The 24,164-nt window shown below is 69.2% G+C and carries 19 protein-coding genes; 14 read left to right on the top strand and 5 right to left on the bottom strand.

Annotated elements, in window-relative coordinates:
* Positions 1–306 precede the first annotated feature (306 nt).
* Positions 307–1,071 (bottom strand): IclR family transcriptional regulator, encoded by a 765-nt coding sequence (locus OG933_RS34425; protein WP_020128310.1) that lies wholly within the window; start codon positions 1,069–1,071, stop codon positions 307–309.
* 362 nt (positions 1,072–1,433) lie between these two features.
* On the opposite strand from OG933_RS34425, the gene metH reads away from it, so the two are divergent.
* The 4 genes from metH (at position 1,434) to OG933_RS34445 (ending at position 9,498) form a co-directional block, all read left to right on the top strand.
* Positions 1,434–4,952: a methionine synthase gene (gene metH, locus OG933_RS34430; protein ID WP_405630754.1), complete on the top strand. Its 3,519-nt coding sequence runs from the start codon at positions 1,434–1,436 to the stop codon at positions 4,950–4,952.
* A gap of 113 nt (positions 4,953–5,065) precedes the next feature.
* Entirely contained in the window at positions 5,066–5,764 is a 699-nt protein-coding gene (locus OG933_RS34435; RefSeq protein ID WP_362536633.1) for an HAD family phosphatase, read from the top strand.
* Positions 5,765–6,242: 478 nt separating this feature from the next.
* Positions 6,243–7,850 carry an ABC transporter substrate-binding protein gene (locus OG933_RS34440; protein WP_405630758.1) on the top strand — a complete coding sequence of 536 codons (1,608 nt, stop codon included), beginning with the start codon at positions 6,243–6,245 and terminating at the stop codon, positions 7,848–7,850.
* A gap of 64 nt (positions 7,851–7,914) precedes the next feature.
* Positions 7,915–9,498, top strand: coding sequence for an ABC transporter substrate-binding protein (locus OG933_RS34445; protein ID WP_362536629.1), 1,584 nt, complete (start codon positions 7,915–7,917; stop codon positions 9,496–9,498).
* A gap of 75 nt (positions 9,499–9,573) precedes the next feature.
* Here the strand turns inward: OG933_RS34445 and OG933_RS34450 are convergent, their stop codons facing one another.
* Together OG933_RS34450 and OG933_RS34455 are read right to left on the bottom strand one after the other, a co-directional pair.
* Positions 9,574–10,245, bottom strand: coding sequence for a response regulator transcription factor (locus tag OG933_RS34450; RefSeq protein ID WP_020128315.1), 672 nt, complete (start codon positions 10,243–10,245; stop codon positions 9,574–9,576).
* A gap of 14 nt (positions 10,246–10,259) precedes the next feature.
* Positions 10,260–11,291 (bottom strand): RecB family exonuclease, encoded by a 1,032-nt coding sequence (locus OG933_RS34455; protein ID WP_405630761.1) that lies wholly within the window; start codon positions 11,289–11,291, stop codon positions 10,260–10,262.
* 741 nt (positions 11,292–12,032) lie between these two features.
* Between OG933_RS34455 and OG933_RS34460 the strand changes: the two genes are divergently transcribed.
* The 3 genes from OG933_RS34460 to OG933_RS34470 all read left to right on the top strand — a co-directional run bounded on the left by OG933_RS34460 (position 12,033) and on the right by OG933_RS34470 (position 14,959).
* A complete protein-coding gene (locus OG933_RS34460; RefSeq protein ID WP_020128317.1) occupies positions 12,033–13,163 on the top strand; it encodes a site-2 protease family protein in 1,131 nt (376 codons plus the stop codon).
* A 52-nt stretch (positions 13,164–13,215) separates the two neighbouring features.
* Positions 13,216–14,118, top strand: coding sequence for a tRNA (adenine-N1)-methyltransferase (locus tag OG933_RS34465; protein WP_385269544.1), 903 nt, complete (start codon positions 13,216–13,218; stop codon positions 14,116–14,118).
* 262 nt (positions 14,119–14,380) lie between these two features.
* Entirely contained in the window at positions 14,381–14,959 is a 579-nt protein-coding gene (locus OG933_RS34470; RefSeq protein ID WP_362534031.1) for a hypothetical protein, read from the top strand.
* A 56-nt stretch (positions 14,960–15,015) separates the two neighbouring features.
* Here the strand turns inward: OG933_RS34470 and OG933_RS34475 are convergent, their stop codons facing one another.
* The gene (locus OG933_RS34475; RefSeq protein ID WP_054239392.1) at positions 15,016–15,321 is read right to left on the bottom strand and encodes a ferredoxin; all 306 of its coding nucleotides are present in this window, start codon (positions 15,319–15,321) and stop codon (positions 15,016–15,018) included.
* Between the two features lie 243 nt (positions 15,322–15,564).
* Here OG933_RS34475 and arc point away from each other — a divergent pair, with 243 nt between their 5' ends.
* From arc to prcA, 6 genes are all read left to right on the top strand, one after another.
* Positions 15,565–17,331, top strand: a complete 1,767-nt coding sequence (gene arc, locus OG933_RS34480) for a proteasome ATPase (RefSeq protein WP_020665692.1) — start codon at positions 15,565–15,567, stop codon at positions 17,329–17,331.
* Positions 17,332–17,564: 233 nt separating this feature from the next.
* Positions 17,565–19,076, top strand: a complete 1,512-nt coding sequence (gene dop, locus OG933_RS34485) for a depupylase/deamidase Dop (protein WP_171396251.1) — start codon at positions 17,565–17,567, stop codon at positions 19,074–19,076.
* A gap of 188 nt (positions 19,077–19,264) precedes the next feature.
* A complete protein-coding gene (locus OG933_RS34490) occupies positions 19,265–19,483 on the top strand; it encodes a ubiquitin-like protein Pup (protein ID WP_020128324.1) in 219 nt (72 codons plus the stop codon).
* A 32-nt stretch (positions 19,484–19,515) separates the two neighbouring features.
* Positions 19,516–20,109, top strand: a complete 594-nt coding sequence (locus OG933_RS34495) for an endonuclease VII domain-containing protein (RefSeq protein ID WP_405630765.1) — start codon at positions 19,516–19,518, stop codon at positions 20,107–20,109.
* Positions 20,061–20,906 (top strand): proteasome subunit beta, encoded by an 846-nt coding sequence (gene prcB / locus OG933_RS34500; RefSeq protein WP_054239394.1) that lies wholly within the window; start codon positions 20,061–20,063, stop codon positions 20,904–20,906. Before OG933_RS34495 ends, prcB begins: the two co-directional genes overlap by 49 nt.
* Before the next feature lie 61 nt (positions 20,907–20,967).
* Entirely contained in the window at positions 20,968–21,705 is a 738-nt protein-coding gene (gene prcA / locus OG933_RS34505; RefSeq protein WP_054239395.1) for a proteasome subunit alpha, read from the top strand.
* Positions 21,706–21,767: 62 nt separating this feature from the next.
* Here the strand turns inward: prcA and OG933_RS34510 are convergent, their stop codons facing one another.
* Complete coding sequence (locus OG933_RS34510; RefSeq protein WP_362534023.1) at positions 21,768–22,784, bottom strand: LacI family DNA-binding transcriptional regulator; 1,017 nt, start codon at positions 22,782–22,784, stop codon at positions 21,768–21,770.
* Between the two features lie 120 nt (positions 22,785–22,904).
* Between OG933_RS34510 and OG933_RS34515 the strand changes: the two genes are divergently transcribed.
* Positions 22,905–24,164: an MFS transporter gene (locus OG933_RS34515; protein ID WP_405630768.1), complete on the top strand. Its 1,260-nt coding sequence runs from the start codon at positions 22,905–22,907 to the stop codon at positions 24,162–24,164.

Genomic DNA, 24,164 nt, shown 5'->3' on the forward strand with positions numbered 1-24,164 from the left:
CCTCGGGGGTGAGAGCGATGCCGGCCTTTGGCGTTGTCACACTCTAGCGCGTATTGCCGTTAGGTGTTCGACAATGTCGACCGGTGGACGGGAGTCTTGCCGTGGCGTTACGTGCGCGTCAAGAGTGTTGTTGTCGAAAGTGCGATCGTTATTGATCGACGCAAGTTGTTGATCTTCGCGTCGGTGCGCACGCTCTCGCACTCTTTGACCGCTTCCTGCGGTTATCGTGCGGTTCTCCGGCGGTGGTCGAGCGTACGACAAAGGCCGGAACGTCATGTGACGTCCCGGCCCGCTCTTACGTACTTCTCAGAAGCGCCCGGCGCCCAGGTCGCGCGAGACCGCGCGGGCGCAGTCCCGTACCGCCGCGATCAGCTCGGGGCGCACCTCGCCGTCCCGGCCCAGCCGCTCCACCGCACCGGTGATGCCGACCGCGCCCACGGGCATGCGCCGCCGGTCGTGGATGGGCGCGGCGATGGAGGCGACGCCCTCCCAGGTCTCCTCGACGTCGGCCGCGTAGCCCCGCGCCCGGGTCAGGTCGAGGACCCGCTCGAAGGCCTCCGGTTCGCACACCGTGCGGTCCGTGAACGGCTTGCGCTCGGCCTCCAGGACCTCGCTGTGCGCGACCGGGTCGTAGGCCGACAGCACCTTGCCCAGGGCCGTGGAGTGCAGCGGCTGCATCGCCCCGATCTCCAGCACCTGCCGGCTGTCGTCGGGACGGAAGACGTGGTGCACGATCAGCACGCCCTGCTGGTGCAGGACCCCCAGGTGGACGCTCTCACCGCTGGACCGGGCCAGGTCGTCCGTCCATACGAGCGCACGCGCGCGTAGCTCGTGCACGTCCAGGTAGGTGGTGCCCAGGCGCAGCAGCTCCGCGCCCAGCTGATACCGCCCGGAGGCGTCGTCCTGCTCGACGAAGCCCTCCTGCTGGAGGGTGCGCAGGATGCCGTGGGCGGTGGCCTTGGCCAGGCCGGTGGACGAGGCGATGTCCGACAGGCCCAGTCGCCGCTCGCCACCGGCGAGCAGCCGCAGCATCGCGGCCGCACGTTCGACCGACTGGATGTTCCGTGCCATCGCCGTCCTGCCTCCGTCCCCTGGACCGTCCACGCACGGCATCTACTGCCGCCGTTCGGCAATGTCGAACACTACCGGTCGATGCCGACCTCTCGCTAATGTTCGGTCGATACGTGTTACGCCATTCGCCTCCACGGAGTGACGCGGCCGTCGCACGCTCGTGCCCCGCTCGTGCTCCGGTCGTGCCCGGCTCGTGGCCGTCCTGTGAAAGGCCGCCGCGCCCGTCCGTCCCGTGGACGCCCCTGACCATAAGGCCTCCGTCCCGGCTACCCTGACGGCGTGCGCTCGTCTCGGGAAGCCTTTCTGCCCGCATCCTGAGGTGACGCAAAGCCGACAGCCGTCGCATCTGAGGGAGCCCTTTCATGGCCTCTGTGCCGCCGACCCCTTCCGCCGACAGCCGGACCCGTGTGTCCGCGCTCCGAGAGGCGCTGGCCACCCGTGTGGTGGTGGCCGACGGAGCCATGGGCACCATGCTCCAGGCCCAGGAGCCCACCCTCGAGGACTTCGAGCAGCTCGAGGGCTGCAACGAGATCCTCAACGTCACCCGGCCGGACATCGTCCGCTCCGTGCACGAGGAGTACTTCGACGCGGGCGTGGACTGCGTCGAGACCAACACGTTCGGCGCAAACCACTCGGCCATGGCCGAGTACGACATCTCCGAGCGGGTGTTCGAACTGTCCGAGGCGGGCGCCCGTATCGCCCGTGAGACCGCCGACGCCTTCGCCGGACGCGACGGACGCACGCGCTGGGTGCTGGGCTCGATCGGCCCGGGCACCAAGCTGCCCACCCTCGGCCACATCGCCTACGGCACCCTGCGCGACGGCTTCCAGGCCAACGCGGAGGGCCTGCTGGCCGGCGGTGCGGACGCCCTGATCGTGGAGACCACGCAGGACCTGCTCCAGACCAAGTCCTCCATCCTCGGCGCCCGGCGCGCCATGGAGGCGACCGGCGTCGAGGTGCCCCTGCTGGTCTCGATGGCGTTCGAGACGACCGGCACCATGCTGCTCGGCTCGGAGATCGGCGCGGCCCTGACCGCCCTCGAGCCCCTCGGCATCGACATGATCGGCCTGAACTGCTCGACGGGCCCGGCCGAGATGAGCGAGCACCTGCGCTACCTCGCCCGCCACTCCCGCACCCCGCTGCTGTGCATGCCCAACGCCGGTCTGCCGATCCTCACCAAGGACGGCGCCCACTTCCCGCTCGACGCCGAGGGCCTGGCCGACGCCCAGGACACCTTCGTACGCGACTACGGGCTGAACCTGGTCGGCGGCTGCTGCGGCACGACGCCGGAGCACCTGCGGCAGCTCGTGGAGCGGGTCCGGGGGGCCTCGCCCGCCGAGCGGCAGCCGCAGCCCGAGCCCGGCGCCGCCTCGCTCTACCAGAGCGTGGCGTTCCGTCAGGACACCGCGTACATGGCGATCGGTGAGCGCACGAACGCCAACGGTTCGAAGAAGTTCCGTGAGGCGATGCTGGAGGGCCGCTGGGACGACTGTGTGGAGATGGCCCGGGACCAGATCCGTGAGGGCGCGCACATGCTGGACCTGTGTGTCGACTACGTGGGCCGTGACGGTGTGGCCGACATGGACGAGCTGGCCGGCCGCTTCGCCACCGCCTCCACGCTGCCGATCGTCCTGGACTCCACGGAGGTCCCCGTCATCCGGGCGGGCCTGGAGCGGCTCGGCGGCCGCGCGGTCATCAACTCCGTGAACTACGAGGACGGCGACGGTCCCGAGTCCCGTTTCGCCAAGGTGACCGCGCTGGCCCGGGAGCACGGCGCCGCGCTGATCGCGCTGACCATCGACGAGGAGGGTCAGGCCCGGACCGTCGAGACGAAGGTCGCGATCGCCGAGCGGCTCATCGAGGACCTGACGACGAACTGGGGCATCCAGGAGTCGGACATCCTCATCGACACCCTGACCTTCACCATCTGCACCGGCCAGGAGGAGTCCCGGGGGGACGGTATCGCGACGATCGGGGCGATCCGCGAGCTCAAGCGCCGCCGCCCGGACGTGCAGACCACGCTGGGCCTGTCGAACATCTCCTTCGGCCTGAACCCGGCCGCGCGGATCCTGCTCAACTCGGTCTTCCTCGACGAGTGTGTGAAGGCGGGCCTGGACTCGGCGATCGTCCACGCGTCGAAGATCCTGCCCATCGCCCGCTTCAGCGAGGAGGAGGTGCAGACCGCCCTCGACCTGATCCACGACCGCCGCGCCGAGGGCTACGACCCGCTGCAGAAGCTGATGGCGCTGTTCGAGGGCGCCACCACCAAGTCCCTGAAGGCGGGCAAGGCCGAGGAACTGGCCGCGCTGCCGCTGGACGAGCGTCTCAAGCGGCGGATCATCGACGGCGAGAAGAACGGCCTGGACACCGACCTCGCCGAGGCCCTCCAGACCCGCCCCGCCCTCGACATCGTCAACGAGACGCTGCTGGACGGCATGAAGGTGGTCGGTGAACTGTTCGGTTCCGGCCAGATGCAGTTGCCGTTCGTGCTGCAGTCCGCCGAGGTCATGAAGACCGCCGTCGCCTACCTCGAACCGCACATGGAGAAGTCGGACGCCGAGGGCAAGGGCACCATCGTGCTGGCCACCGTGCGCGGCGACGTCCACGACATCGGCAAGAACCTCGTCGACATCATCCTGTCCAACAACGGCTACAACGTCGTCAACCTCGGCATCAAGCAGCCGGTCTCCGCGATCCTGGAGGCCGCCGAGGAGCACCGGGCCGATGTCATCGGCATGTCGGGCCTGCTGGTCAAGTCCACGGTGATCATGAAGGAGAACCTGGAGGAGCTGAACCAGCGCAAGATGGCCGCCGACTACCCGGTCATCCTCGGCGGCGCCGCCCTGACCAGGGCCTACGTCGAACAGGACCTGCACGAGATCTACCAGGGCGAGGTCCGCTACGCCCGTGACGCCTTCGAGGGCCTGCGTCTGATGGACGCCCTCATCGGCGTCAAGCGGGGCGTGCCCGGCGCGAAGCTGCCGGAGCTGAAGCAGCGCCGGGTCCGCCCGAGCGCCGCCGCCGTCGAGACCGAGGAACGTCCGGAGGAGGGCCACGTCCGTTCCGACGTCTCCATCGACAACCCCGTCCCGAAGCCGCCGTTCGAGGGCACCCGCGTCATCAAGGGCATCCAGCTCAAGGAGTACGCCTCCTGGCTCGACGAAGGCGCCCTCTTCAAGGGCCAGTGGGGCCTGAAGCAGGCCCGCGCCGGCGACGGACCGAGCTACGAGGAACTCGTCGAGACCGAGGGCCGGCCCCGGCTGCGCGGCCTGCTGGACAAGCTCCAGACCGACAACCTCCTCGAGGCGGCCGTCGTCTACGGCTACTTCCCGTGTGTCTCCAAGGACGACGACCTGATCGTCCTGGACGAACAGGGCAACGAACGCACCCGCTTCACCTTCCCCCGCCAGCGCCGCGGCCGCCGCCTGTGCCTGGCCGACTTCTTCCGCCCGGAGGAGTCGGGGGAGACGGACGTCGTCGGCTTCCAGGTCGTCACCGTCGGCTCCCGCATCGGCGAGGAGACCGCCAGGCTGTTCGAGTCGAACTCCTACCGCGACTACCTCGAACTGCACGGCCTGTCCGTGCAGCTGGCCGAAGCCCTCGCCGAGTACTGGCACGCACGCGTGCGTTCCGAACTCGGCTTCGCCGGCGAGGACCCGGCCGACGTCGAGGACATGTTCGCCCTGAAGTACCGCGGCGCCCGCTTCTCCCTCGGCTACGGCGCCTGCCCCGACCTGGAGGACCGCGCCAAGATCGCCGAGCTGCTCCAGCCCGAGCGGATCGGCGTCCACCTGTCGGAGGAGTTCCAGCTCCACCCCGAGCAGTCCACGGACGCCATCGTGATCCACCACCCCGAGGCGAAGTACTTCAACGCTCGGTGACACGGGCGTGCCACCGAGCACACTGATCGGATAAGTCGTACACTGGTCGGTCCACCGAAGGCCGGTTCCCCACAGCGGGAACCGGCCTGCTCGTCCCTCAAGGAGGTATGTGGATGACCAGTACGGTTCCCGCGCCAGTAACCCGTACGGCCGAGGGCTCCGCCCTGCAGGCCGTGCTGCTCGACATGGACGGCACCCTGGTGGACACCGAGGGTTTCTGGTGGGACGTCGAGGTCGAGATCTTCGCCGGCCTGGGCCACACCCTCGACGACTCCTGGCGCCATGTCGTGGTCGGCGGCCCGATGAGCCGCAGCGCCGGGTTCCTGATCGAGGCGACCGGGGCCGACGTCGACCTCGCCGCGCTCACCGTCCTGCTCAACGAGGGGTTCGAGGACCGCATCACCCGCGCCCTGCCCCTGATGCCGGGCGCCGCCCGGCTCCTGGCCGAGCTGGCCGAGCACGAGGTGCCCACGGCCCTCGTCTCCGCCTCCCACCGGCGCATCATCGACCGCGTCCTGACCTCGCTCGGCGCCGACAACTTCCGCCTGAGCGTGGCCGGCGACGAGGTCCCGCGGACCAAGCCGTACCCCGACCCCTACCTGTTCGCGGCCGCCGGACTCGGCGTGGACCCCGCCCGATGCGCCGTCATCGAGGACACCGCGACCGGGGTCGCCTCGGCCGAGGCGGCGGGCTGTCACGTGGTCGCGGTGCCCTCCGTGGCACCGATCGCGCCGTCCCGCGGACGCACCGTCGTCCCCTCGCTGGAACAGGTCGACCTGGCATTTCTGCGGGACCTGATGCCGCTCCGATGATCGGCACCGCGATCATTGGTGATCGGCCGATGACGGAAATGCGATAGGCGTTCACCCAGCGTGCACCGCCGATAACAAGGAATTCGGCGGGTGTACGCGCGGTGGAATTCCGATCTTCGGCGGGGCCCCGGCGGCGGCCGAATTCCACCCTGTCCGAACCCCGTACGGCGTGTGACGTTCCCCACCCGTCCGGGGGTCGACAGTTGACTCTCCGTGTGTATTACGCCTTGGCGGGGAGGGCTCGGGCGCGTCCTTGTGTCCCGATTGATGGGTGGCTGTACGAATCATTCCACTGATCATTGTTCAGTGCGTCCGCGTCCGGTTTCACAGCGTGATGGAGTTTCAACTCCGGTGGCCGCGAACCCTCGTGCTGGTGCGGACTAATCTCATCGCGAGAACCTCGCCCTAACCCCGTGATCCGCCGCGACACCCCTGCATGCCGGGTACACGGACTCGACAGCTCTGGAGAAACTCGAGCATGAACCGCAAGACTTTGGTGCTGCCGGCCGTGGTAAGTCTGCTCGCGCCCGTACTCGCCGCCTGCGGCGGGTCCGACAGCGGAAGCGGCAGTGGGGACGCCATCGTCATGGGCACCACCGACCGGTTCACCGTCACCAAGGACGCCCCGGCGCCGCTCGACCCGGCGTACTCCTACGACGTCGGCACCTGGAACATCCTGCGCCAGACCGTGCAGACCCTGATGATCCAGCCCAAGGGCGAGGGCGAACCCGTCCCGGAGGCGGCCCAGAGCTGCGGCTTCACCGACACCGGCAACGAGCGCTACGCCTGCAAGCTGCGCAGCGGCCTCAAGTTCGCGAACGGCGACGCGGTCACCGCCGACGACGTCAAGTTCTCCATCGAGCGCGCCCGCACCATCAAGGCCGACTCCGGTGTGTTCGCCCTGCTGTCCACGATCGACACCATCGAGACGCAGGGTGACAACGAAGTCATCTTCCACCTCAAGACCGCCGACGCCACTTTCCCCTTCAAGTTGTCGACTCCGGTCGCCGGCATCGTCAACCCCGACGACTACGAGAAGGACAAGCTGCGCGACGGCTTCTCGATCGACGGGTCCGGCCCCTACACCCTCAAGGCCGAGACCGACGGCGACGAGATGAAGAAGGCCGTGTTCACCAAGAACCCCAACTACAAGGGGACGCTGAGTGTGAACAACGACCAGGTCGACATGGTCTCGTACGAGAACGCCGACGACATGGGCACCGCCCTCGAAAAGGGCGACATCGACCTGATGACCCGCACCATGTCGCCCGAGCAGATCCAGAAGCTCTCCGAGGCCTCCGCGACCGGGGACATAAGCCTCGTCGAACTGAACGGCCTCGAGATCCGCTACCTGGCCTTCGACACCACCGACCCGGCGGTCAAGTCCAAGGCCGTGCGCCAGGCGATGGCCCAGATCATCAACCGCAGCGCGCTCGTCTCCGAGGTGTACGGCTCCCAGGCCGAGCCCCTCTACTCGCTGGTCCCGGCCACGCTCACCGCGCACTCCAACTCGTTCTTCAACACCTACGGCGACCCGAGCGTCGCCAAGGCCAAGGCCCTGTTGGAAGACTCGGACATCAGCACCCCGGTGAAGCTGACGCTGAACTACACGACCGACCACTACGGCCCGGCCACCAAGCAGGAGTTCGAGGTGCTGCAGAAGCAGCTCAACGACAGCGGCCTGTTCGACGTCAGCATCAAGGGCACCGCCTGGGACGCGTTCGTCCCGGCCGAGCGCAAGGGCGAGTACGCGGTCTACGGCATGGGCTGGTTCCCCGACTTCCCCGACGCCGACAACTTCGTCGCCCCGTTCCTCGACAAGGACAACTTCCTCAAGTCCCCGTACTCCAACGCGGACATCATCGACAACCTGATCCCGGCCTCCCGCCGCGAGGCCGACCGCCTCAGCGCCGCCAAGAACCTGACCGAGATCCAGGACATCGTCGCCAAGGACGTCCCGGTCCTGCCGCTGTGGCAGGGCAAGCAGTACGTGGCCGCGAACAACGACGTCACCGGCACCGCCTACGTGCTGAACTCCTCCGCGACCCTTCAGCTGTGGGAGCTCGGCCACGGCGTGAGCAACTGACGCACCCCCTCCGGGGCCCGGGACGGCGGCCCCGGTGTGCAGAGAAACGACGACAAGGCTTTTTGTGAACATGCGTAACCAGTGGCCAGTCCTGCCGATCGTGGCGGGACTGGCCTCCGGCCTGTTGACCGGCTGTGGCACCCAGAGCGGGGGATCCGGGGGCGACTCCTCCTCCGTGGTCCTGGGAATGTCCGACGACGTTCTGGCCACCGACCCCGCCTCCGGCTACGACCCGGGCTCCTGGCTGTTGTTCAACAACGTCTTCCAGTCACTGCTCAGCTTCCCCAAGGGCGGCACCGAACCCGAACCGGACGCGGCCCGGGAATGCTCCTTCACGGACACGCGGACCCAGGTCTACACGTGCACGCTGAAGGACGGCCTGAAGTTCAGCAACGGCGACGCGCTCACCTCCGAGGACGTCAAGTTCTCCTTCGACCGCATGCTGAAGATCGACGACGCCGCCGGCCCGGCCATCATGTTCCCCATGCTCGACAAGGTCGAGACACCCGACGCCAAGACGGTCGTCTTCCGGCTCAAGGTCCCCGACGCCACCTTCCCCAGCAAGATCGCCTCGGGCGCCGGCTCCATCGTCGACCACGAGGAGTACGAGGCCGACAGCCTGCGCGAGGACGGTGCCGCCGTCGGCTCGGGCCCCTACAAGCTGGACTCCTTCGGCGACGACGAGGCCGTCTTCTCGGTCAACGACAACTACCGGGGCAGCGCCGGCGAGGCCGACAACACCGGCGTCACCCTGAAGTTCTTCGGCGGCGACCAGCAGGCCCTGAAGCAGGCCCTGCTCGGGAACGAGATCGACATCGCCTACCGGGGCCTCACCGCCGCCGATGTCTCCGACATCCAGCAGAGCACGGCCGACGGGGGCGCCGAGGTCGTCGAGGGCAGCAGCGCCGAGGTCCAGCACCTGGTCTTCAACATGGACGACCCGGTCGCCGGAAAGCTCGGCGTCCGCCAGGCCATCGCCCACCTGATCGACCGCGAGTCCCTGATCAAGGACGTCTACGAGGGGACCGCCGACCCCCTCTACTCGATCATCCCGGCCGGTATCGCGGGCCACAACACCGCCTTCTTCGACCGCTACGGTGCCCGCCCCTCCCGGGCCGCGGCCGCCGCCGCGCTCGCCGACGAGGACATCACCGACAAGGTGAAGCTCACCCTCTGGTCGACCCCGACCCGCTACGGCCCGGCCACCGACCAGGAACTGAAGGCGATCGCGGCCCAGCTGAACGCCAGCGGCCTGTTCGACGCCGACGTCCGCTCCGTCGCCTACGGCCAGTACGAGAAGGACGTCGCCGCCGGCAAGTACGGCGTCTACGTCAAGGGCTGGGTGCCCGACTACCCGGACGCCGACAACTTCACCTCGCCCTTCTTCGGCAAGGGCAACGTGCTGAGCAACAACTACGCCAACACCGCCATCACCGGCACGCTCATCCCGCGCACCGCCGCGCAGAGCGACCGCACCGCGACCGACACGGACTACGCCGAGCTCCAGGACATCGTCGCCGAGCAAGTGCCCGTGCTGCCCCTGTGGCAGGCCAAGCAGTACGCGGTCGTCGGCGAGAACGTCTACGGCCTGGAGAACTGCCTGGACGCCTCCACGGTGTTCCGCTTCTGGGAACTCAGCAAGAGCTGACGACCCGACAGTCATATGCAGGAAGGCGCCCCCCGGCCGGGGGGCGCCTTCCTGCATATGACTGTTCGTCCGGCGCTACTGCGCGCCGGGACGCACCAGACCGCTCTCGTACGCGTACACCGCGGCCTGCACCCGGTCGCGCAACCCCAGTTTGTTCAGCACGTGACCCACGTGCGTCTTCACGGTGGTCTCGCTGACGAAGAGGTCGGCCGCGATCTCGGCGTTCGACAGCCCGCGCGCCACCAGCTTCAGCACCTCCACCTCACGGTCGGTGAGCGTGTGCAGCGTGTCCGGCACCGGCTCGTCGCCGGAGGGCAGATGCGTGGCGTACTTGTCGAGCAGCCGACGCGTGATGCTCGGCGCCAGCATGGCCTCACCCGAGGCCACCACCCGGATCGCCTGGACCAGTTCATTGGCGGGCGCGTCCTTCAGCAGGAACCCGCTCGCCCCGGCGCGCAGCGCCTCCACCACGTACTCGTCGAGGTCGAAGGTGGTCAGCACCAGCACCTTCGCCGGCCCGTCCCGCCCCGGCCCGGTGATCTGCCGGGTCGCCTCCACCCCGTCCATCCGCGGCATGCGGATGTCCATCAGCACCACATCGGGCTGCAACGCCCGCACCTGGTCGAGAGCCTGGAGGCCGTCTCCGGCCTCGCCGACGACCGCGAGATCCTGCTCGGCCTCCAGGATCATCCGGAAGCCGGTACGCAGCAGCGGCTGGTCATCGACCAGTAGGACGCGGATGGCCACGTATGTCTCCTTCTTTAGCCCGGCCCCATTCTGCCCTGCGCCCCGCCCTCGGACTCCGCCGCCCTCACCGGCAGCGTCACGGGAAGCGGATACGGCGGGGGAGTGCCGCCGAACTCCGGGCAGTGCGCCTGGTGGTCGCACCAGCCGCACAGCTTGGTCGGCCGGGGCCGCCACTCACCCGTCTGTGTCGCCAGCCGGATGGCCTCCCACAGCGCGAGCAACTTGCGTTCCACCCGCTCCAGATCGGCCAGGACCGGGTCGTACGTCAGCACGTCACCACTGCCCAGGTACACGAGTTGAAGCCGCCGCGGCACGACGTTCTTCAGCCGCCACACGACCAGGGCGTAGAACTTCATCTGGAACAGCGCGCCCTCGGCGTACTCCGCCCGCGGCGCCTTGCCGGTCTTGTAGTCGACGATCCGCACCTCGCCGGTGGGTGCGACATCGACCCGGTCGATGATCCCGCGCAGCCGCAGCCCCGAGTCCAGCTCCGCCTCGACGAACAGCTCCCGCTCGGCGGGCTCCAGCCGTGTCGGATCCTCCAGCGTGAACCAGCGCTCGACCAGCCGCTCCGCCTCCACCAGCCAGCCGGCCAGCCGCTCGCCCTCCGGATCGTCGGCGAACAGCTCCACGACCTCCGGCCGGGTCTCCCGCAGCCGGTCCCACTGGCCCGGGATCAGCGCCTTGGCCCGCGGCGCGGTCCGCTCGGCCGCCGGCGCGTCGAACAGCCGCTCGAGGACCGCGTGCACCAGCGTGCCCTTCGTGGCCGCCGGGCTGGGCTTCTCCGGCAGCCGGTCGATCACCCGGAACCGGTACAGCAGCGGGCACTGCATGAAGTCACCGGCCCGCGAGGGCGAGAGCGAGGCGGGCGCTATGGCGGCGACGGTCGGTGTCACCGCCTCCGGCACGACCGTCTCCTGGACGACCGCCTCCTGGACGACCGGTCCGGGGACGACCGTCTCCGGGGCGCTCGCCTCCGTGTGTGCCGAATCCTCCACGACACCGCCGTCGCCCACCCGGGCGACGCCCTCGCTGCTGCTCTCCATGCCTCCAGACCTTACGGCCCACCACTGACAGTCACCCAGCCCGTGCACCCGGCTCGTCCCGAACACCGGCGACGAGCGGGGAAACGCGGGGGGTGCCGGGGCGGAACACGTCACGACCGCCGCATACCATCGGTCCGAGACCCTTCCGCCCTGTACGAGCGGGAGACGCTTCGACGAGGGGACACCGTGGTGGAAAGCGGCGGGACCGGGCGACCGCGGCCGGACAACGAACAGTCGGCCGAGCACCCCGCGACACCTGCGTCCCCGGCCACCGACCTCGCGCAGACCCCTGACCCCGGCACCCCCGACGCGGAACCCGCGCCGCCCACGTCCGAGGCACCGGAGCCGAGCGAGGCCGCGCCCGCCGAAGCCACGGCCGACCCGGGAGAGGCTCCACAGGAGCCCCCGGCAGCCGGCGACCGTCACCACACGGCCGGAGCGCACGGGGACAGCAAGAGCGAAACCGGGACCGGGACCGAGAGCGGGACCGAGACCGGAACCGAGAGCGGAACAGGAACCCATACAGGGGCCGAGACCGGAACAGGAACCGGTCCCGGGACAGGGGCCGAGACCGGACTCGAGGCCGGGGCCAGGACCGAGGCCGGGACCGAGACCAGGACCCGCACCGGGGCCGAGGCCGGGGCCGGGCAAACGGCGCCTCTCGCCCCCGCCCCCGTTCCGACCCTCCCCAAGGGCCCTCCGCCCCAGCGCCCCCCGGAGCAGCCGCGCGGCGGCCTCCTCATGGGCCGCCCCTTCGGCGTCCCCGTCTACGTCGCGCCCAGCTGGTTCCTCGTCGCCGCCCTCATCACGTGGGTGTTCGGCAACCAGCTCGACCGCGTACTCCCCGAACTCGGCGCCCTCCGCTACCTCGTCTCCCTCTTCTTCGCGGTCGCCTTCTACGCCTCCGTGCTCATCCACGAACTCGCCCACACCATCGCGGCCCTCCGCTTCAAGCTCCCGGTCCGCCGCATCCAGCTCCAGTTCTTCGGCGGCGTCTCCGAGATCGAGAAGGAGGCCGAGACCCCCGGCCGGGAGTTCTGGCTCGCCTTCGTCGGCCCGCTGCTCTCCCTGGTCCTCGCCGGCGTGTTCTACCTCGCCATGCAACCCGTGGAGCCCGGCACCGTCCCGGGCGTCCTGCTGGCCGGGCTGATGATCTCCAACCTCATCGTGGCGATCTTCAACCTGCTGCCCGGTCTCCCGCTCGACGGCGGCCGCATGCTCCGCGCCGTCGTCTGGAAGCTCACCGGCAAGCCCATGAACGGCACCATCGCCGCCGCCTGGGTCGGCCGCGCCCTCGCCGTCTCCGTCCTCATCGGCCTTCCCCTGCTCACCCAGTCCGGCGCCCTCGGCTCCAGCGCCGAGGACAGCGTCGGCATGGACACCGTCACCGACGCCCTCCTCGCGGCCATCCTCGCCGCGATCATCTGGACCGGCGCCGGCAACAGCCTGCGCATGGCCCGCCTGCGCGAACACCTTCCCGAGCTGCGCGCCCGCACCCTCACCCGGCGGGCCGTCCCCGTCGAGACCCACACCCCCCTTTCCGAGGCCCTGCGCCGCGCCAACGACGCGGGCGCCCGCGCTCTCGTCGTCGTCGACGCCCACGGCGAACCTCTCTCCCTCGTCCGTGAGGCCGCCATCGTCGGGGTGCCCGAGCACCGCCGCCCCTGGGTCGCCGTCAGCGGCCTCGCCCAGGACCTCACCGACGGCATGCGCGTCTCCGCCGAGCTGGCCGGCGAGGACCTCCTCGACGTCCTGCGCGCGACCCCCGCCACCGAGTACCTCGTGGTCGAGGAGACCGGCGAGATCTTCGGCGTCCTGTCCGCCGCCGACGTCGAGCGCGCCTTCGTCAAGGCCATGGCCAGGCCCTCCTAGCCGGGCCGTCCCCGTGGTCGGCGGCCCCGGCAAACCCCGGTAGGCTGTTCACATGTCCGAACCGACCGGTGCCGCCCGCAGGCGCGGGCCCTTCAAGGTCGGGGACCAGGTTCAGCTGACCGACCCCAAGGGCCGCCACTACACGTTCACGCTCGAGGCCGGGAAGAACTTCCACACCCACAAGGGTTCCTTCCCGCACGACGAACTGATCGGTGCTCCCGAGGGCAGCGTTGTCCGCACCACCGGGAACGTCGCCTACCTCGCGCTGCGCCCCCTGCTCCCCGACTACGTCCTGTCCATGCCCCGCGGGGCTGCCGTCGTCTACCCGAAGGACGCCGGGCAGATCCTCGCCTTCGCCGACATCTTCCCCGGCGCCCGCGTCGTCGAAGCCGGCGTCGGCTCCGGCTCGCTCAGCAGCTTCCTGCTGCGCGCCATCGGCGACCAGGGCATGCTGCACAGCTACGAGCGCCGCGAGGACTTCGCCGAGATCGCCCAGCAGAACGTGGAGCGCTACTTCGGCGGCCCGCACCCCGCCTGGCAGCTCACCGTCGGCGACCTCCAGGACAACCTGTCCGACACCGAGGTCGACCGCGTCATCCTCGACATGCTCGCCCCCTGGGAGTGCCTGGAGGCCGTCTCCAAGGCGCTCGTGCCCGGCGGCATCCTGTGCTGCTACGTGGCCACGACCACCCAGCTCGCCCGCACCGTCGAGTCCATCCGCGAGATCGGCTCCTTCAACGAGCCGACCTCCTGGGAGTCGATGATCCGCAACTGGCACGTGGAGGGCCTGGCGGTCCGCCCGGACCACCGGATGATCGGCCACACCGGCTTCCTGCTCACCGCCCGGCGCCTCGCCGACGGCGTCGAGCCGCCGATGCGCCGCCGCCGCCCGGCCAAGGGTGCCTACGGCGAGGACTACACCGGTCCCAATGCCGACGGAGGCAGCGGCCGCTGACGCCGCCCCAGCACAGCGTTCAACGACAGGGCGCCGTGGCGGAGTTCCCGGACCACCCGGAACTCAGCCACGGCGCCCTGTCGTTGGCGTCGACCGGACCCCGGTCCGGCACCCGTCGACACGGCTCGGCACCGAGGGGCGACGCGGCCGATATCCACGTCCGACATCCCGTACCCCGCCGTTCCCCCACCCTGTGACGTGTGGCACGATGCTGGCCAATCCCCCAGCCCCACCGGCACAGCCATCACAGGAGACACTGCCAGTGCAGCAATCCGCCCTCCCGGAACTGGCACACACCCACACCCGGCCGATCCACTGGGTCGCGACCGCCGCCGCGCTCGCCGGCGTCGTCGCCCTCTCCTCACTTCTGCAGCCCAAACCCGCGACAGCCGCCCAGGCCTCGGGCCCGGAAGCCAGGCCCGCCCCGGTCACCACCGCGGCCCCCGCCACCACCGGTGTCGACTTCCCCCTCGAATGCGGCCCCGTGCAGGCCCTCGTGGTCAAGAAGGCCAGCGGCGACCTCGACGGCGACGGCGCCCCGGAGACCGTTGCCGTGGTGCACTGCGACGCCCCGATGGGAACCCCGCCCGACGGCGTCTACGTCCTCACCCAGGGCGCGGACAGCACGCACGCGCGCGTGGTCGCGACCCTCGTCGACCCGAAGGCCCGCAACACCGTCACGAGCCTCTCCGTCACCGACGGAGCCGTCCTCGCCACGCTCCTCGGCTACTCCACGGCCGACGTACCCAGTTGCTGCCCCGACGTGAAGGACAGCGCCAAGTGGCAGTGGAAGGACGACAGGTTCATCCGCTCGACACCCGTGGGCGCCCACAGCGTCTGATCCGGGCCATCGCCCTGTGAGAAATCAGACAGGCGTCACCATGCGCGGCCGTCACGTCACTCCGCGTCCGGACCGTAGATCTCGACACTGTCCGAAACGCGTCGCACATGAATGCAGTCGCCCGGACACTCCCGCGCCGAGTCCACCACGTCCGTCAACAGCGGCAACGGCACCGGGGTCGTGGCCCCCTTGGCCTGGAGCAGCTCGTCGTCGGCGCCCTTGACATAGGCCAGGCCGTCGATGTCCAGCTCGAACACCTCGGGCGCGTACTGGGCGCAGATCCCGTCGCCGGTACAGAGATCCTGGTCGATCCAGACCTCCAGGTCCTCGCTGCCGACACCGGCCTCCTGCTGCACGCCCATATCTCCTGCCGTTTACTGTCGAGCCGCAAGGGAACCATGCAGGCTCTGACGGGTGTTGAACACTTCGACCCTACCCTCGGCGGCTTCCGGACCGTGTTCGGTGGGTATTCCCCTGGCGTGAGGGAGAGCGCAAGGGTGAAGATCGGACACACCCCGACAGTCTTTGTGATCTAGGGGTTTCAATCGACACCCACCCAGGTAGGGTCTGGAAGCGTCCAGCTCCCCTTGGAGGAGGTGAGGACCGTGGCAGCCCACGACGACGACATGAACCGCGGCATCCGCCCGGGACGAGGGTCCGACGACCCGTCCGGGCAGATTGCCTACCTTGAGCAGGAGATCGCCGTCCTGCGACGCAAGCTCGCCGACTCTCCGCGGCACACGAGGATTCTCGAAGAGCGGATCGTCGAGCTACAGACAAACCTGGCCGGCGTGTCCGCCCAGAACGAGCGACTCGCGAACACACTCCGTGAGGCCCGCGACCAGATCGTGGCCCTCAAGGAGGAAGTCGACCGGCTCGCCCAGCCGCCGGCCGGCTTCGGCGTCTTCCTCACGGCGAACGAGGACGGCACGGCCGACATCTTCACCGGGGGCCGCAAACTCCGGGTGAACGTCAGCCCCAGCGTCGAGCTCGAAGAGCTACGGCGCGGCCAGGAAGTGATGCTCAACGAAGCGCTCAACGTGGTCGAGGCCATGGAGTACGAGAGCGTCGGCGACATCGTCACCCTCAAGGAGATCCTCGAGGACGGCGTACGCGCCCTCGTGCAGGGGCACACCGACGAGGAACGAGTGGTCCGGCTCGCCGAGCCGCTCCTCGACGTCGTCATCCGCCCCGGCGACGCCCTCCTGCTCGAACCCCGCTCCGGCTACGTCTACGAGGTCGTTCCCAAGAGCGAGGTCGAGGAACTCGTCCTCGAAGAGGTTCCCGACATCGGCTACGAGCAGATCGGTGGCCTCGGCGGACAGATCGAGATGATCCGTGACGCCGTCGAGCTCCCGTACCTCTACCCCGACCTCTTCAAGGAGCACGAGCTGCGGCCGCCCAAGGGCGTCCTGCTCTACGGACCTCCCGGATGCGGTAAGACGCTCATCGCCAAGGCCGTCGCCAACTCGCTGGCCAAGAAGGTCGCCGAGGTCACCGGTCAGGCCACCGGCAAGAGCTTCTTCCTCAACATCAAGGGTCCCGAGCTCCTCAACAAGTACGTCGGTGAGACCGAGCGGCAGATCCGCCTCGTCTTCCAGCGTGCGAGGGAGAAGGCCTCCGAGGGCACCCCCGTCATCGTCTTCTTCGACGAGATGGAGTCCCTCTTCCGCACCCGAGGCTCCGGCGTCAGCTCGGACGTGGAGAACACCATCGTTCCGCAGCTTCTCGCGGAGATCGATGGTGTCGAGGGCCTGCAGAACGTGGTCGTCATCGGTGCCTCCAACCGTGAGGACATGATCGACCCCGCGATCCTGCGCCCCGGCCGCCTCGACGTGAAGATCAAGATCGAGCGTCCGGACGCCGAAGCGGCGAAGGACATCTTCCAGAAGTACCTCACCGAACGCCTTCCCCTGCACGCCGAGGACGTGGGCGAACACGGCGGCGACAGGACCACCACCGTCCAGAGCATGATCCAGACGGCCGTGGAACACATGTACGCCGAATCCGAGGAAAACCGCTTCCTGGAAGTCACCTACGCCAATGGCGACAAGGAAGTCCTCTACTTCAAGGACTTCAACTCCGGCGCGATGATCGAGAACATCGTCGGCCGTGCCAAGAAAATGGCCATCAAGGACTTCCTCGACCACAACCAGAAGGGCCTTCGGGTCTCCCACCTCCTCCAGGCGTGCGTGGACGAGTTCAAGGAGAACGAGGACCTGCCGAACACCACCAACCCCGACGACTGGGCCCGGATCTCCGGAAAGAAGGGCGAACGGATCGTTTACATCCGTACCCTGATCACCGGAAAGCAGGGCGCGGACACCGGGCGCTCCATCGACACGGTGGCGAACACCGGACAGTACCTGTAAGCACAGGGCGGCTGCGGGTGCCCACCACGGGTACCCGCAGCCGACTGCTTTCCGGGCCACGGCTGGAGCAAGGCAATGACGCAAATGATCTCCCCACCAGCGCGGAGGCGTTCTAGGCTCTTCCGTACCGCCGGGTCGCGCAGTGCGGGGACGGGCACCGCACACGCGCCGGAGCACCACCGGTATCTGAGCGGCGCCCACGACCGAGGGTGCCGCCGGGCAAGGAGGGCCGCATGACCGTACGGCGAGTAATGGGCATCGAGACGGAGTACGGCATCTCCGTCCCCGGCCACCCCAACGCCAATGCCATGCTCACCTCGTCCCAGATCGTCAACGCCTACGCGGCGGCGATGCACAGGGCCCGCCGGGCTCGCTGGGACTTCGAGGAGGAGAACCCGCTGCGGGACGCGCGTGGTTTCGACCTCGCCCGCGAGGTCGCCGACTCCAGCCAGCTCACCGACGAGGACATCGGCCTCGCCAACGTCATCCTCACCAACGGAGCACGCCTCTACGTCGACCACGCGCATCCCGAGTACAGCGCGCCCGAGGTCACCAATCCCCGCGACGCCGTCCTCTGGGACAAGGCCGGCGAGCGGATCATGGCCGAGGCGGCCGAGCGTGCCGCCGCGCTGCCCGGGGCGCAGCCCATCCACCTCTACAAGAACAACACCGACAACAAGGGCGCCTCCTACGGCACGCACGAGAACTACCTGATGAAGCGGGAGACCGCCTTCTCGGACATCGTTCGCCACCTGACGCCCTTCTTCGTCTCGCGCCAGGTGGTCACCGGCGCAGGCCGCGTGGGAATCGGCCAGGACGGCCACGAGCACGGCTTCCAGCTCAGTCAGCGCGCCGACTACTTCGAGGTCGAGGTCGGCCTGGAGACGACGCTGAAGCGCCCGATCATCAACACGCGCGACGAGCCGCACGCCGACGCGGAGAAGTACCGCCGCCTCCATGTGATCATCGGCGACGCGAACCTCTCCGAGATCTCGACCTATCTGAAGCTGGGCACGACGGCCCTGGTCCTGTCGATGATCGAGGACGGCTTCATCGCGGTGGACCTGGCGGTCGACCAGCCGGTCCGGACCCTGCACCAGGTCTCCCACGACCCGACCCTGAAGCGACTGGTCACTCTGCGCAGCGGTCGCACGCTCACCGCGGTCCAGTTGCAGATGGAGTACTTCGAGCTGTCGCGCAAGTACGTGGAGGAGCGGTACGGCTCGGACGCCGACGACCAGACGAAGGACGTCCTCGCACGCTGGGAGGACACCCTGAACCGCCTGGAGAACGACCCGATGAGCCTCGCCGGCGAACTGGACTGGGTCGCCAAGCGGGAGCTCATGGAGGGCTACCGGCGCCGTGACAGCCTCGACTGGGACGCCGCCCGCCTCCACCTCGTCGACCTCCAGTACGCCGACGTACGGGCCGACAAGGGCCTCTACAACCGTCTCGCGGCCCGTGGCCGCATGAAGCGCCTGCTGGACGAGACCGAGGTCGAGCGGGCGATCACGAAGCCCCCGGAGGACACCCGCGCGTACTTCCGCGGCCGCTGCCTGGAGCAGTACGCCGACGACGTCGCCGCCGCCTCCTGGGACTCGGTGATCTTCGATCTGCCGGGTCGGGACTCGCTCCAGCGCGTCCCAACCCTCGAACCACTTCGCGGAACGCGAAATCACGTCAAGGCGCTCCTGGACCGCTGCCGCACGGCAGAAGACCTGGTCAAGGTGCTCTCGGGCGGCTGAACGACCACCCGGACGCAACCTCCCCGACGGGGTGGAAACCCTCCCGTCAGGGAATCATCGAGGTGGCCCCCGTACGTTGTGGCAACTGCGGGGCCGATGTCGGACCCGGCTTGTAGGGTCTGATCATCACCGATCGGCAGGAATGCCGACCTGTCGACCATGTCGGGCGAAAGAGCGGGGTGAGGGTTATGGCGACCAAGGACACCGGCGGCGGCCAGCAGAAGGCGACGCGCTCCACGGAGGAGGTCGAGGAGCAGGCGCCCGAGGCGCAGGCTTCGGAGGACCTCAAGGAGCGCCAGGAGAAGCTGAGCGACGACGTGGACTCGGTTCTCGACGAGATCGACGATGTCCTCGAGGAGAACGCCGAGGACTTCGTTCGAAGTTTCGTTCAGAAGGGTGGCGAGTAGCCTTCGAATTGAAGGCCACGGGGGCTCTGGGCTTGGCAAGCGAAGAGACTGTGAAGGACTGCTCGCGGTGTAGGGAGTCGAAGCCACGGGCAGCCTTCGCCAGTAACAAGGCGGCCCGGGACGGGTTGCAGGCCTACTGCCGGGAGTGCTGGGCGGCATATCACCAGGCTCGTCAACTCGCGAAGGGCCGGAACGTGCGGCCGCGGGTGGAGACGCCCGACGGACACAAGTTCTGCCGCAGCTGTGAGGAGATCAAGCCGCACAGTGAGTGGCACCGGAACGCAACAGCGTCCGACGGCCTTGCGACCTGCTGCAAGGCATGCAAAGCAGTCAAGGGGCGTCGTGGACACCTGAAGCGCCAGTACGGCATGACGGAAGCCGAGCGTGACGCGATGGTGGCCGCCCAGATGGGTCTCTGCGTGATCTGCCTGAAAGCTCCTGCCGCGCATGTGGATCACTGCCACGAGACGGGTAGGGTCCGAGGCGTACTGTGTTTCAACTGCAATTCGGCCATCGGCAAGTTGGGAGACGATCCCGACGCTGTTCGTCGGGCAGCCGCTTACCTGGAAGGAACTCCATGGAAGCCAACACTCGTAGCACCGGGCGTCTACCGGCTGCCTTCCTGACGCCCGGGTCCTCGTCCTTCATGGACTTTCTCTCCGATCACCAGCCGGAGCTGCTGCCCGGCAAGCGGCAGCTGCCCCCGACGCAGGGTGTGATCGAGGCGCCGCACGGCACGACGATCGTCGCCGTGACGTTCCCCGGTGGTGTCGTGCTCGCCGGTGACCGTCGCGCCACGATGGGCAATGTCATCGCGCAGCGGGACATCGAGAAGGTCTTCCCGGCTGATGAGTACTCGGCCGTCGGAATCGCCGGTACCGCCGGTCTGGCCGTCGAGATGGTGAAGCTGTTCCAGCTGGAGCTGGAGCACTTCGAGAAGGTCGAAGGAGCGCAGCTCTCGCTCGAGGGCAAGGCGAACCGCCTGTCGACCATGATCCGTTCCAATCTGGGCATGGCCATGCAGGGTCTGGCGGTCGTGCCCCTCTTCGCCGGGTTCGACGTGGACCGGGACCGCGGCCGGATCTTCTCCTACGACGTCACGGGCGGCCGCTCCGAGGAGCACAACTACGCCGCCACCGGCTCCGGCTCGATCTTCGCGCGCGGGGCCATGAAGAAGCTCTTCCACAACAGCCTGACGGAGGACGAGGCCACGACTCTCGTGGTCCAGGCCCTCTACGACGCGGCGGACGACGACTCGGCGACCGGTGGTCCCGATGTCGCGCGCCGGATCTACCCCATCGTCACCGTGATCACCGAGGACGGCTTCCGCCGGCTCACCGACGAGGAGTCGTCGGAGATCGCCCGCTCGATCCTGGCTCGTCGCCTGGAGCAGCCGGACGGCCCGCGCGCCGCCCTGCTGTAGCGGCGGCCCCGTTCTCATCCCAGGTGATCCAGTGACTTCGACAGAAAGGGACGGATAACCGGTGTCGACGCCGTTCTATGTCTCACCCCAGCAGGCGATGGCCGACCGCGCCGAGTACGCCCGCAAGGGCATCGCGCGCGGCCGCAGCCTCGTTGTGATCCAGTACGCCGACGGCATCGTGTTCGTCGGTGAGAATCCGTCCCGCGCGCTGCACAAGTTCAGCGAGATCTACGACCGGATCGGCTTCGCGGCCGCCGGCAAGTACAACGAGTACGAGAACCTGCGGATCGGTGGCGTCCGGTACGCCGATCTCCGTGGCTACACCTATGACCGTGACGACGTCACCGCCCGCGGTCTGGCCAACGTGTACGCCCAGACGCTGGGCACGATCTTCTCCTCGGCGGGCGAGAAGCCCTACGAGGTGGAGCTGGTGGTGGCCGAGGTAGGCGCCACGCCGGACGGGGACCAGATCTACCGCCTGCCGCACGACGGCTCGATCGTGGACGAGCACGGTTCGGTGGCGGTCGGGGGCAACGCCGAGCAGATCAGCAGCTACCTGGATCAGCGTCACCGGGACGGCATGAATCTGTCCGAGGCGCTGAAGCTGGCCGTCCAGGCCCTGTCGCGTGACACCAACGGCACGGAGCGGGAGATTCCCGCCGAGCGCCTGGAGGTGGCCGTGCTGGACCGCACGCGGCCGCAGTCGCGCAAGTTCAAGCGGATCGTGGGCCGTCAGCTGGGCCGGTTGCTGGAGACGGACGGCGCGACCACGGAGGCGGAGAGCTCCGAGGAGGAGTGACACCGCCCGCGATTCACCCCTTGTGCGCCCCGGTCGATGATTCGGCCGGGGCGCAGGGCGTCTCAGGAGGCGTTCGGCGGCGCCGTGGAGGCCCGTACGACCAGTTCGACGGGGATGTCCCCGCCGTCAGGTGTGCGGCCCTCCAGGACGGCAAGGAGGGCTCGCATGCCTCGTTCGCCGAACAGCTCGGCGTCCAGTCGTACGGTCGTCAGCTCGGGGTCGAGGGCGGTGGCCAGGGCGAGATCGTCCAGGCCGGTGACGGACACGTCGTCCGGGACACGCAGGCCGAGGCGCCGTAGGGCCTTGTAGACGCCGGCCGCGAGTTTGTCGTCGTCGCAGACCACGGCCGTGGGGCGGGTCCCCGGAGCGCTCAGTGCCGCCTCCGCGGCCGCCAGGGCGCCGTCGATGGAGATCGGGGCGGGGGCGGTGCGCAGCGAGGTCCCCGCCGCCGCGCCGACCCGGGCGGCGAGCTCACGCGCGCGCACCTCGAAGGTCCAGGACGGGATGTCGGCCGCGAGGTGCAGGAAGTGGCGGTGGCCGAGACCCAGCAGATGGTCGGCGACCTGGCGGACGCCGTCGGCGATGTCGAGGTTGACCGTGGCGGCGCCCAGGCTTCCCGAGGGGTCGCTGTCCAGCATCACCAGGGGGAGCTGGTCGCCCCGGATGGCGGTCAGCGCGTCGGCGGCCATCGAGGAGGCGAGGACGCCGTCGAGGGCGGCCTGGGCGGAGGCGAAGGGGTCGCGGGCGGGGCCGACGCCCTCGGGGGAGGGGTAGAGGACCACTCCGAAGCCGTGCTCGGCCGCGACGCGCGCCGCCCCGGTGTAGACGCCGGCGAAGAACTCCGTCGTGAGCGCGGGAACGACGAGCAGGACCGTGCGGGTGCGGCCTAGGCGCAGGTTGCGGGCGGCGAGGTTGGGCCGGTAGCCGAGCTCGCGGGCAGCCTCCCGTACGCGTTCCGCGGTGATCTCGGAGACGCGGCCGCGCCACTTGTCGCCGAGTACGAGGGAGACGGCGGCCTGGGAGACCCCCGCGGCCTGGGCGACGTCACGGCTCGTCGGCCGCGTGCTACCTCGTGCCACCGTGGGCCTGCTCCTTCGTCTGGACTGGCGAACAGCGCACATGGTACGTATGACAAGAGACGTTATACGTAAAACTTCGAGGTGATCCACCGCCTCGGGCGAGCCGACGGAGGCGGGACATTGGCCGCGGGATACCTGGAGATCCTCAGGGCGAAGCACGCCGCCCGGCTGCTGACCGGCACACTCGTCGGCCGGCTGCCCAACGCCACGGCCGCCATCGCGATCGTGCTGTTCGTGCGCGCGGAGGGCGGCACCTACAGCCTCGCGGGCGCGCTCGCGGCCGTGTACGGCGTCGCCAACGCCGTCGGGCAGCCGCTGCTGGGAAGACTGGTCGACAAACACGGGCAGCCGCGGGTCCAGTTGCCCGCGGCGCTCGCCTCGGCCCTCGCCATGGCGGTCTTCGCCTTCGTGGGCGCGGACCCGCTGCCGCTCGCGTATCTGTCGGTCGCGGCCGCCGGACTCTTCACGCCGCCCCTGGAGGGCGGTCTGCGGGCGCTCTGGCCGGCGGTGCTGCGCCGCGAGGACCAGGTGCACACGGCGTACGCGATGGACGCGGTGGCGCAGGAGGTGATGTTCACCGTCGGGCCGCTGCTGGTGACCCTGTGCGTGTCGGTGTGGTCGGCGCAGGGTGCCCTGCTGGTGCTGAACGCGGTCGGGGTGCTGGGCGCGCTGTCGGTGGTCGTGTCGCCGCCCTCGCGCGCGTGGCGGTCGGCCCCGCGCGAGGCGCACTGGCTGGGCGCGCTGCGGTCGCCCGGTCTGCTGGCGCTCCTCGGCGCGTTCCTGTTCATCGGTGTCGCGCTCGGTTCCATCACGGTGGCGTCCGTGCCGTACGCGGACGACCACGGTGGTGACGCGGTCTACGGCTGGCTGATGGCGGCGCTGGGGCTCGGCGCGCTGCTCGGTGGTGTGGTGTACGGGGCGCGTCGGTGGGCCGGGCCGCCGGAGCGGCGACTGCGGTGGCTCGTGGCGCTTCTGGCGGTGTGTTACCTGCCCCTGACGCTGATGCCCGGTGCGGTGGCCATGGTGGCGCTGACGGCGCTCGCGGGCGTGTTCCTGGCGCCTGCCATCGCGTGCGCGTTCGTCATCGTGGACCGGCACGCGCCGCGCGGGACGGTGACGGAGGCGTTCTCCTGGCTGGTGACGACGTTCACGGTCGGCGCGTCGGTGGGAACGGGCCTGGCGGGTCCGGTCGTAGAGGCCGGCGGCGCGCTGTGGGGATTCACGGTGCCGGCCGTCGCGGGCGCCGTATCGCTGGTGGTTTTGCTGGCCACAGGGCGGGTACTTGCAGTTCCCGCCGTGAGTGGGGTGGTTGCGGCTTCATCGGAAAATGATCCAAACCGTGCTGCCGAACCCCGTTTCAGTTCAGGGGATCGGGCGTAA

Origin of the sequence: Streptomyces sp. NBC_00016 (assembly GCF_045040885.1) — a bacterium.
GTDB lineage: Bacteria > Actinomycetota > Actinomycetes > Streptomycetales > Streptomycetaceae > Streptomyces > Streptomyces coriariae.